8 protein-coding genes and 1 pseudogene are annotated in these 11,622 nt (G+C 41.5%); 2 read left to right on the forward strand and 7 right to left on the reverse strand.

Annotated features, from left to right (window positions below):
• The first annotated feature begins 165 nt into the window (after positions 1–165).
• The gene (locus OGX86_RS10845) at positions 166–2,640 is read left to right on the forward strand and encodes a P-loop NTPase (protein ID WP_286640029.1); all 2,475 of its coding nucleotides are present in this window, start codon (positions 166–168) and stop codon (positions 2,638–2,640) included.
• 161 nt (positions 2,641–2,801) lie between these two features.
• Here the strand turns inward: OGX86_RS10845 and OGX86_RS10850 are convergent.
• A pseudogene (locus OGX86_RS10850) lies at positions 2,802–4,103 on the reverse strand (tyrosine-type recombinase/integrase).
• A 396-nt stretch (positions 4,104–4,499) separates the two neighbouring features.
• Here OGX86_RS10850 and OGX86_RS10855 point away from each other — a divergent pair.
• Positions 4,500–4,832, forward strand: coding sequence for an RcnB family protein (locus OGX86_RS10855; protein ID WP_003834436.1), 333 nt, complete (start codon positions 4,500–4,502; stop codon positions 4,830–4,832).
• Between the two features lie 52 nt (positions 4,833–4,884).
• On the opposite strand, the gene OGX86_RS10860 is transcribed toward OGX86_RS10855, so the two are convergent.
• The 6 genes from OGX86_RS10860 to apbC form a co-directional block, all read right to left on the reverse strand.
• On the reverse strand, positions 4,885–5,832 hold the full coding sequence (locus OGX86_RS10860; RefSeq protein ID WP_284105881.1) for a fimbrial protein: 948 nt from the start codon (positions 5,830–5,832) through the stop codon (positions 4,885–4,887).
• 31 nt (positions 5,833–5,863) lie between these two features.
• A complete protein-coding gene (locus OGX86_RS10865; RefSeq protein ID WP_286640032.1) occupies positions 5,864–8,350 on the reverse strand; it encodes a fimbrial biogenesis outer membrane usher protein in 2,487 nt (828 codons plus the stop codon).
• A 14-nt stretch (positions 8,351–8,364) separates the two neighbouring features.
• The gene (locus OGX86_RS10870) at positions 8,365–9,048 is read right to left on the reverse strand and encodes a fimbria/pilus periplasmic chaperone (protein ID WP_048215930.1); all 684 of its coding nucleotides are present in this window, start codon (positions 9,046–9,048) and stop codon (positions 8,365–8,367) included.
• Positions 9,049–9,111: 63 nt separating this feature from the next.
• The gene (locus tag OGX86_RS10875; RefSeq protein WP_071692570.1) at positions 9,112–9,690 is read right to left on the reverse strand and encodes a fimbrial protein; all 579 of its coding nucleotides are present in this window, start codon (positions 9,688–9,690) and stop codon (positions 9,112–9,114) included.
• A gap of 272 nt (positions 9,691–9,962) precedes the next feature.
• Positions 9,963–10,247: a DUF2574 family protein gene (locus tag OGX86_RS10880; protein WP_153753966.1), complete on the reverse strand. Its 285-nt coding sequence runs from the start codon at positions 10,245–10,247 to the stop codon at positions 9,963–9,965.
• A gap of 265 nt (positions 10,248–10,512) precedes the next feature.
• Positions 10,513–11,622, reverse strand: coding sequence for an iron-sulfur cluster carrier protein ApbC (apbC, locus tag OGX86_RS10885; RefSeq protein WP_003027343.1), 1,110 nt, complete (start codon positions 11,620–11,622; stop codon positions 10,513–10,515).

Raw genomic sequence — 11,622 nt, forward strand, 5'->3', positions numbered from 1 at the left:
TGACAAATTTTAACTTTAATGAAATTGTTCTACTTTCCAACTCAAAGTAAAAAACATTAAAATCATAAGATTGTACCCAAACCAGGTTTTAGAAAAACTATCCTGGCATTATAACGCTTTAGCCCTTATAAATTTCATAAATCTCCCATAAAAAGGAAGTTTTCGATGAATCCACTTATTAAATCTGCTCTTTTAAATGGAAGATTAGTTCTTTTGTTAGGTGCGGGTGCTTCTGTTACAGCAACAAATAGCAAAAGAGAATCAATCCCTACTGGCTGGCAATTGGCTCAAGTTTTAGCTGAAAGAGCAGGAATTGACATTGAAGACGGGGATGAGCTCTCAGACATTTATGCCACAGCCCAGAATAAGTTAGGTACCGCAACCTTAGTTAAATTACTCGAAGAAAATTTTAAACATTGCTCGCCATCACCAGATTATTTGGAATTGTTGAAATTTCCATTCCCAAGGATTTATACTTTCAATATTGACGATGCATTTGAAAAATCTGCTTATCAACAGAACAAATTCAAATTCAATGTTAGAAGACGTAATTCTATAATTGAAGACTTCGATATGTTGTATTCATCTATTGATTTAATTAAACTAAATGGAGATATCAATCAACCTGAAGACGGATTCATTTTTACCCAATCAGAATATGGAGAAGGGTCAGCTTCTGAACCACGTTGGTATGCTGAGTTAGCACGAGACTTTCATCGATTTACGTTCCTATTCATTGGTACAAAATTAAAGGAACCATTATTCCAGCATCAAGTTGAAAAATTTAAATCACGTACATATGAACAAAATAGTAAAAGCTACCTACTTGTTCCATCGTTATCATCAGCTCAACAAGGAAAGTTTACAGGCTCTAATGTTGATTACATTCAGGGAACCTTAAATGATTTTATTAAATGGTTAAAGCGTGAATTTCCAAATCATATTTCGGCAGATGAAATCCTGAGAAGAACTCGTCCTGAAATGAATTTAGTTTCCTCACAAGGAGTGATTAACCCTACATTTGAACGAGTTACAGCCGTTAGCAGAGCATTATTATCCTTAATAGACGATGATAATTCAGTTAGTGATATAAAATCTTTCTATAAAGGTTTCAAACCTACTTGGAATGACATATTAAAATCAATTCCAGCTATGCTTCTGAAAACTAAGAGTTTTTATGAGACCATAATCTCTAATAAAACCACAAATGAAAAATTATTTATTTTAATAGGTTCTGCTGGCTGTGGGAAAACAACATCATTAAAACAAATCGCACTGATGCTATCTGAAACTTTAGATAATAACGTTTATTACATTGATGGTGTAATTGATGATTTTTATGCCGTAGTTAAATCTTTAGATAAACGCAACGATAAAAAGTTTTATGTTTGCGTCGAGCGTATCGCTGATTTAGCATATTCCATCGCTTCAACTATGAACGACGAAGTTTCAAATAAAATGGTAATCATCTCGGCAGAAAATTCTCGCATATGGCGAGATAGAGGTGAAGAACATTTTGGAGGAGTAAGTAGAATAACTGAAGATTTTTCATTGATTTCTCAGCAAGATGTCGATCCTATATTAGAAAAATTAAAGCTATATGGCAACTGGACACGTCTCGAAAAATTGAGTTTGAAAAACAGAAGAATTGAGATCATCAAAAAATCCAAAAGCCAATTATTAATTGGCCTTATGGAGGCCACTTCAGGCGAAGGCTATCCGGATATCATTCGCAAAGATTTTGAATTAATCCAAGACGATTCAGAAAGATCTCTGCTCTTGCTTGCGGGTATTGCAAGTATGCACCGCAATGATGCCTCAGAAGCAACTCTCGTTAGAGCTCTATCTTATTTGAATTTAAATCCAAGTGTATATGAACTGTCTAAAAAAATGTCAGGGCTGATTAACTACAAAAATGCAACAATTAGTACCAGACACAGAATATATATAGAAAAACTAATCGAAAACTTCATTACACCAACAGTAATGAAAAGAGTAGTTGAAGCATATATATATAGCTTTACAGTCTATCAGTTCCCAATTGTAAAATATGTGGGGGCTCAGGATGCAGCAATATACAAGGGGTTAGTTAATTTCAGATTTTTGAAGAAAATACTGAAAGACAATGAGAGTGATATTTTAGCACTATATTCAAAATTTGAAAAATCACTCGAGCAAGAAGGCCTTTTCCTTTTGCAATATGGTTTAGCTTTGAGAGCATATCATCATCATGTACCGGCTTTGGATAAATTAACGCAAGCAAGACAAGCCTTCCCCGAATCACCACATATTGAACATGCCTACGCCCAGCAGTTATTGATACTTGCACACAGAGGTGACGATGAGGCCGTTGCGGAAAATAATCTCTATAAAGCTATCGATGTACTAAGATCAATCGATAACTTCAATAAAAAAGATGGCGATAGATATCCATTGATTAGTCTTTCAGAGGGACATATTAAAGTTCTTGATAAATTTAATCGAGTACCTGAAGGAAGAGTTATTGCAAAAAATTACTTTGATGAAATGAATCAAAGATTTGGTCTTAACCATGGAATTGAACGCGTTCGTAAAACACAAGACATGTTATTAAGGTATTACTCCACTGGTAAACTTAAAGATAAAACCCTAATGTACTGATAGTAAAGGGGGTTATTGAGCATCTAACCATGCCTATAATCCCCTCTATTATGGCATCAATACCTTTAGGATAATTTGACAACCAGTGATAATGGTATCTCCCCGTTAAATCATCAACAAATAAAACCACTAATTACCTCATAGTTAATCATATATAAAATTCAAATCCAAAAAATACCGTCAATTACGTAACATATCGAGGACAAGGTAAAGGTGTGCAAGTAGCGTTTTGTAATCCCACCACTTTTCTCATGGCCTACTGCTTGTTGCAGATGCTGGATGTTCTTTACCCATCCAGCCATCGCAGTAGAGCAAACAGAATGACGAATGCTATGCAAAAGCCTCCGCTGTCCAAAATCGTCTAAGTACGGAATACCGAGCTGATCACGCACAGCAGCAAATTCTTTACCGATTTTCGTCATGTTCGTACCTGCCACTTCTGAAAAAATCCGCTCTTTCCACTGGCGACCAACGTATTCCAGGAAACCCCATTCGATCAACTTAGGGTGGATCGCTACTTGTCGAGTGGCATTTTCTGTTTTCCCCTGCCCTCCTTCTGCAATCAGAAAATAATACCGCTGGCTATCCTCATCATATTTGATTTGTGATTTTTCCAGTTTGGCAATTTCACTTCTCCTGGCTCCAGTATACGCCAACAACAATGTAATCCACTTCAGCCAACCATCTGGCTGCTTAAGTGCCCATTCTACAAACTTCTTCATCTCCGTCGAACTGTATGCACCAAATCTGGCTTTTGATGGTGCCGCTACTACGCCATCAGTTGGCGATTTAGGTAAAATATCTTTGCTATCGGTGAGAAATGTTTTGAACAAGGATTTGTAGAGCTTAAGATGCTTATGGATAGCCTCAACACCCACAAGCTCATCAGGTGACACGTCATCACAATCTATCAACTGCTGAACATTCATCGAGCGATATGGTTGGACAACACGCTTAGGTAAATTCTCAACAACTTCCATCACCTGTCTAATGTCCTGTTTAGTGATCGCAGTTACGTCCGTATTTTGCCCCAATGCTACAAACAATACTTCAATGTAACGTTCATTCGCCATTGAGATCGATTAAGTCCAATTACGCCCCTTTTCGTCTTTGTACATAGCCCAAGCATCAGAGAGAGTTAACACTTTTTCCGGCTCGACTTGTGCCGATGGCTCCTCGATTTCAGCGGGAACAACAGTCGATAGGCTGGGTAACAGTGGAACTTTCGCAGCCCTACGTTCTGACAAAATCAGGTTTGACACAAACTCATCAAGCATCGAGATCGGAGTTGCTAATGATTTAACAAAAGTAAGATGGGGAGTGATTTGAACCATCAAAGCAGAGGCTTCACGATAACTATCAGTAAGAAGCGATTTTTTAAACATCCTGCCATTTGAAAGCCGGATCTGTAGATAGTAGTTACCGTTTCGTTGAAACGTATAAGGTAGGGTTTTGTACCTCATGATTACGCTCTTTTTGTACCTTAGGTGCATTACACACGGACAAAAGGAAATGTAACCTCATGATAGTTAATACTAATCTTGAATAACTACGCTGGCATTATCCAGATCAGGTGGTACGGGTATTTCTCAGCCTTCACCAGAAGGGCACCCCGAGTCGTTGAAACACAAACGTAATACGCTGGTTTCAGTAACAGGATACTGCCTGTGCTTAACGATGTAAATTGGCGCACTCCCCACTCCCGCAGTGAAACTACTGGTCAAGGTTGCTGCAATTCTGTACTTTCATTTACACTTTTTACGAAATGACTGGAGTGATCACAAAATAGTGCTTGTCAGACATCCGGTATGCCAGGAATGATACATGACTGATTTTGATGACCCGAAGAGGTAGAGAGGATGGGTATGAAGAATAAAATGTTGCTGGGTGCACTTCTGCTTGCAAGCAGCGTCGTCTGGGCCGCACCAGCTGCAACAGCTGCCCCCACCGGTATCGATAAGTATGAACTGAGCAGCTTTATTGCTGACTTCACCCATTTCAAACCCGGTGACAAGGTTCCACCACTGTATCTCACCGAAGAATACACCATTAAACAGTGGAATCTGCGCAACCTGCCCGCGCCGACGGCAGGCACCCACTGGACCTACATGGGCGGCGCATATGTGCTGGTCAACGATGCCGATGCTAAGATCATTAAAGCCTACGACGGCGAGATTTTTTATCATCGGTAAAAAAACGCACCCAGTATAGTTGGGTGCGTAAATTTCTTGCTTTACTTACTTTTTAATTATAGTCAATAACGACCTTTACCCGACTCATTGTTTCTCCCGCAGTGACTTTCCCTGCATACGTTCTGGTGCGGGCGTAAATATTGATTGGTACTATATTCGCTTTCACATCGCCAGATCGATACAGGTTACTTCTGCCATAACCAATACTCGTTGAACCGTCCATTGATAACTGAAATCCTACCGACCCTGCGCTATTCGCCGCAGTACCATAATCGTTGGTCAGGGTCATTGAATCCTCCGCCAATGGACTCATCGGTTCAAAATAAAATAACAGATTATCAGGCGTAAACTTCAGATTCCCAGCCCCACTGGCCTGACAGGTGAATATTACCGGGTGAAGCTCAAATTTTTTCTTATCAAGATCATTAATATTTATCCTTCCCAGATCAATTTCCTGATTACCAAAATAGCAGGTTGTGATATCGACCATAATCGTGACATTTAAATTATAATTTAATTTTTTTGAACTACAGTTATTCTCATTTCCCTGACAGTATTCAAGGCTCAACTCAGTAACGAGAGGGATCGTCGCACCAGGGGCGATGATCGTTGCGGCCCCGCGGTCTGGGGCCTCAACAATTGAATAGTTCAGAACTAAACCCGCCATATCAAAAAAATCTGACAATGTATACTTTGCTTTATTTGCAACAATATCCTTTGCTTGATAACTCACAGAAAAGGAAACAATGTAATATTTACTGCCTACCTTAAAAGCATATTCACTGCTATGCAAGATGGCCATTGCGGCCTTCAACCATGCCTTCTCCTGTGACTTACAGTCCAGTACAACAGTGCCATCCTGGCCAGAAGCAAAAACACCACCATCAAGTACACCGGACATCGCATCTGGGGTGAAAGAATATGCTCCCGTAATATTTGGTGGAGGAACAAAATCACATTTATCAGCCTGTGCCCAAAAAGAGCATAATGTTAATACCATTAACAGTATCCATCTCATCATCATTATCCTTTTACTGGCATGAGTATGTCTTACTGGCATCAATTTCCTGATTGAAGGAGATTGTGCAGTAACGTCCTTGTTGTTTATCAATGGCAACTTTGATTTTTGCAGGCACGTTATTAGTACGAATAAACAACATACTGCCTTGCCCAACCAGACCAATGTTTTCGCCCTGTTCGCTTTCGACCTCATAACCAAAGGTTAATGGTGATCCATCCGAGCGCAATGCTTTAAAGTACCAGGGTTTACGCTGGTCGGTATCAAATTGCGCTTTGACCACTGCCCCACGATATGGAGCAACACTTTTACGGTTACCCTGTAATTCTGTTTCGCTATTGGTATTAGAGACATCCAGTGTCAGCATATTCTCACGGTACGCACTCATACCATCATATACCACCGTACCTTTAATGTTTGTCTCCCGATATTTCTGCCCATTGATATAAGCGCCTTCAAGTCCGGGGGCGTCTACGATGGCGAAAGTCTCAGAAAGGTGGTTTGCCAGGTTTATACCGCCAGCCCATGCCACAATCCCACCGGAGATACTGCCACTGCTTTGTTTATATTTTGTGGATTGACTATAACTACCGTTAACCGTTGCAACAGGAGCACGCCACGTCACATTTGCCCCTGTGCTGGTTTCGCTGTCTTGTCGTTGATGGCTCAGGTTTACACCATAGTTAAATTGATCGCGATCGCCTGCGATCCCACTAATACCGGTATTATTTGATGCAAAACCATCATCATCAAATGTGGTCGAGTTAGAGAGATATACCTGTCGCCGTGGCGTGGATATACCATCTCCCCAGTTAAAGGGTATGGAGATAAAGATGTTGAAACGTTTATCTTCATTATGATCTTCATCGTAGGTTTGGCTAGCAGAAAGCGTATAGCTAATCCGTTGCCAACTATTGGTGTAGCTCAGTTGATAATCTTTATTACTACCGCTACGTCCCCAGTAGTCACGCCATAATGTGCTTAATGATACGGATCCCCACCCCTCAGGAAGCGATTGATTGATGTTGGCTGTAAAACTGTTTTTACGACCGAAATCATACTGATAATAATCAGCAATATCGTAGACATCATTTTCATCACGATGATAACTGTTTTTATTATTCGCCCATACGTGATCGTTAAATGTACGATAGTCACGAGAAGAATATCGGTATGCCGCTAAACCAAATCGCGTCCCTGTCTGCGTAAGATATTTATTCCACGCAACCTGGTAACTCTGGCCATCAAAAACGTCACCATTATCCTGTTTACTATGTGACTGCGTGGCGTCAAAAGAAACAGCGCCAATGCGCGTATTCCAGCCTGTTCCCAGCGTAAAGGCATTATAGTTATCCCCTAGCATTGTGCCGCCATACAGCGTTAATAGATTATTAAAGCCATACTGATAACTGGCCTGAACGAAATCACTTTGGTTGCTGGCACCTTCAATATGGCTGCGACCCGCGACAAAATCATACTTTGACACGCCAGGCTGCAACATATTGGGTACGGAGGAATAAGGAACCAGATAGGTCGTAACCGTTCCATCCGCTTCCTTTACACTCACGTCAAGATCTGCGCCCCCACCAGCTAACTGTAAATCAGCAATCGAGAAGGGGCCCGGCGGTACCTCTTTTTGATAGACAACAAAACCATTTTGTTCAATAGTGACAAGGGCATTACTTTGTGCAATCCCTTGAACTAACGGCGTAAAATTCTGTTTTGAGTTCGGGAGCATCTGCATATCACGATATAAGCGTACCCCGCGAAACCGCACGGTATCAAAAATATCTGATGATGTGTACATATCGCCCGCGCGCAATGTGCCCAAAATTTCCGGGATCCCGCGCTCCAAATAGAGAGTATTACTCTTCCACTCACCATTACTATCATCAGTCTTATTGTAACTGGCATCAGAATGTAGTTGCCAACCTAATAAATTCAATCCGCTATTAAAACGAGCAAAAGTATTTTTACTGTTACCGGAGTCTTTATAATCGCTATAGTATTGGCTCACATAATAGGACGTATACAGCGCATTAATCCCCCGATCCCAGTTTTCAGGCTCGACGTAACCGTATTCAAGTTCATTGACGAAAGCCTGCGGGACATTGAGATCAAGGCGAAATCGGCTCACATCAAAAGTCGCCCCTCCCCCCTGAAGTGCAGTTTTTAAAGGTACACATTGTGCATCTTTATCGACTTTAATCCCTTCAGACTTAATCCCAAGACGATGAACGAGATCCCACGTCAAACACGTGTCATCAGGTTCATCTTTGACATTCAATTCATATTTCCCACGCCATTGGTTGTTAAGATAAATATCTAGATCATAGGTTCCGGAAATCGGTTTTTCACCATCAAATCTAAAGTCACTGACCTTTTCACCCTTTAATCCCCCCATCATAAAATAGGTATCAAATGTTTCTTCTTCAGCAAATAGTTGACCCGAGAACAACAGAAAAAATATCGCGGAAGCAAGTGGAGTTATCCTTAACATGGCCACACCTCATATTATTTAACTCTGATCGTATCGCTAACATAATTACCGCGATCATCAATAATAGTCACAACATACTGATTGCTGCCATTGTTTCTCAGTTGGAGAAGTTGACTGGATAATGGTGGCAATAAAATAGTTTTACCATTTAACTGAACTTTGTTCGCTTCAATCTTGGGGATGGTAATCCAGTTCGCAGTAGCATTATTTAAATTTAACCCGCCATTGCCGCGAGAAAAACTTAACTTTTTAATGCTATTTTGTGTGACCGACTCAATACCCTTAGGTCGGTACAGCATTTTTAATCTGTTCTGCATGGCAAATTTTAGCGTATTCTTCCCATCTTGATTATTTGTATTTGGGGGTATATCCAGCACATTAAAATAAAAAAGACTTTCTTTATCATTTGGTAAGTTATTGGCGATTTTTTTGATTTTTATTTGCTGACCTGAATTACCTTTAACACGGATAACCGGCGGAGTCAGCAAAAATGGTACATCTATTTTTTCCGGAGGTAATGTAGTATCGCCATCATCAATCCAAGATTGTACCAGTGATGCCCTGGTACTCTCATTCATCAACTGAACGACAATTTCTTTTTGATCAGCCGGATAAATAACACGGGTGCCATAAATCACGATATCAGCGTGTGCCGGGAGCGTCAGTGCTATCAGGCCTGAAAGTAAAATCCGTTTCATAATACACTACCTTATTGATAGCGCTATATTGTCGAGTCATCCCGACAATATAGCCATTTAGAATTAATCAGTTTCAACAGTAAATTTTATCGTAGATTTTACATCGCCAGCTTTAACAACCTGAGCCAGTCGCGCCCATCGCGCATCAAATTTCAAGGTGTACTTGACACCTTCATTTCCAATGGACTCACCTTTCAACCCGCTAACATCCACAACCTGGTCGTTCTCGTTGATATTAACGAAACTCGTGGCGGTGTTATAAAAATCAACAGCGAACCCTACGCCGGTAGTATCGCCACCATCATCCTGTAATAATCCCGGATGTTCCGAGAATTTAGTTGGTGAAAAGGTAATATTTTTCAACTCTACCGTAGACGGACAAATAATTTCAATTGAATCTGCATCGGTATTCCACACTTTTGTACTGCTAACAGCACCGATACCAATTTTATACACATCAGAAGTTGAAATTGTACCCATGTCAATAATTGCAGAGTCACCACCATTGGAATTAAAATGACAAGATGACCCTTCTACTGTCGCTTGAATGATTAACTGTCCCTCATCAGTAATTTCAGCAGCATGCGCCATACCGACAGATAAAAATGGTAACATCGCCAAAGAAATAATGGATCTTTTCATAGGTCATTCCTTATTAATTTTAATAAATACATCCTTTTAACAACTTCGAAATCAAAATGTCACGAGAATAATTTTGACGCAATGTGAAATGATGTTTTATTTGATTTAACGCAAATTTCACTAAGCATTATTTAAGCATAAGATAATACTTATTTAAGTAATTCACGATAATAATAAATAACGGAAAGCAAATGTAATAGAAGGGAAAATTAAAGAAGCGGCAGTATTACGCTGGGTAAAACTGCCGTTTGACAAGATTCATTCTGAGGTCATTAATCGTAGGTATTGAGCACTATTTGCCGTGTCGTATCACCCGGTAACATCACACGTTGCGTATTGACACCCCGGTAGTTTGGTTTGTCGCTTCCAACCGTCAATCGAGCCGCATCTGCCTGGCAATCATTTTGAGGCTCACCACCTGTCATATCGATATGGCAGGTGGACTCAACAACATGCCCGATGATTGTTAACTTTCCATCGATTGTATCAGAAGCCAAAGCCTGCAAACTCATTCCATAAGCCAGAGTAATAACTCCCAAGAATAAACTTTTCTTCATTGTGTTCATTATTCCTGTAATGGGTGGGAAACAGCGTACAAGCCGCCTGCACTGAGTATTATCAGTTAACTCCCCTATTTGAACCAATTGAAATTGTAGATTAATGGGATAGATTTGATCAATTGTAATGATGCATTGAGGTGATTTATTCGGAAAAAGGCATGAATTATAAACGCAGAATGAACAATATCGTGAGATTTTTAAATTTAATATATTCACCGCATCAATAATACATTGATGCGGTGAATATCTGTAACGCTATAAATTACACCGCGCGGAAGGCAATTTCGCCCGGAATAACCTCTCCCTGCCAGTAGAGCTGTGCAGCCACTCGTCCTGCCAGGTCGCGGTAAATAGCAGTAAATTCGCTATCAGGACGGCTAATCACCGTCGGCGTACCACGATCGAGATCCTCACGCAGAGAAATATGCAGCGGCATCTGTCCCAGCAGTTGAGTGTGATACTGCTCGGCCAACTTCTGTGCCCCACCGGTACCGAAGATCGGTTCATGGTGACCGCAGTTGCTGCAAATATGCATACTCATATTCTCAACAATACCCAGTACCGGCACTTCGACTTTTTCGAACATCACGATGCCCTTTTTCGCATCGATCAGCGCGATGTCCTGCGGCGTAGTGACAACAACCGCGCCCGTTACCGGAATGTTCTGCGCCAGCGTCAGCTGGATGTCACCGGTGCCCGGCGGCATATCCAGTACCAGATAATCAAGATCCGGCCATAAGGTTTCCTGCAACATCTGCAGCAGCGCTTTGCTGGCCATCGGGCCGCGCCATACCATCGCGTTATCGTCAGTGACCAGATAACCAATGGAGTTCGTTGCCAGACCATGAGACATGATCGGTGCCATGTGGGTACCATCTGGCGAGGTTGGACGCTGGTTTTCCGCGCCAAGCATTGTCGGGATAGACGGACCATAAATATCGGCGTCCAGAATCCCTACCTTCGCCCCTTCTGCAGCCAGCGCCAGCGCCAGGTTCACAGCGGTAGAGGATTTACCCACGCCACCTTTTCCTGAACTGACGGCGATGATGTTTTTCACACCATTAATACCCGGCTGGTTTTTCACGCGCTTCAGCGTCGCGATGTTATGCGACAGTTTCCAGTCGATCGCTTTCGCACCGGTAATACGCAGCAGATCGGCGCTACATTGCTCTTTTAAGTCCTCAAACGCGCTATGCCAGACAAACGGCATGACCAGCTCAACGTGCAACGTGTCATCCATCCAGGCGACGTGGTGCAACGCTTTAAGCGTCGTCAGATTATGCTTCAGGGTTGAATGCTGAAAATTCGCCAGCGTCCCGGCAACCATGGCGCGCAGGGTCTCTGGTGATTTGGCCTGGGATTGTGCGTTCAT

This window comes from Citrobacter sp. Cpo040 (assembly GCF_030332915.1).
GTDB classification, from domain to species: domain Bacteria; phylum Pseudomonadota; class Gammaproteobacteria; order Enterobacterales; family Enterobacteriaceae; genus Citrobacter; species Citrobacter portucalensis.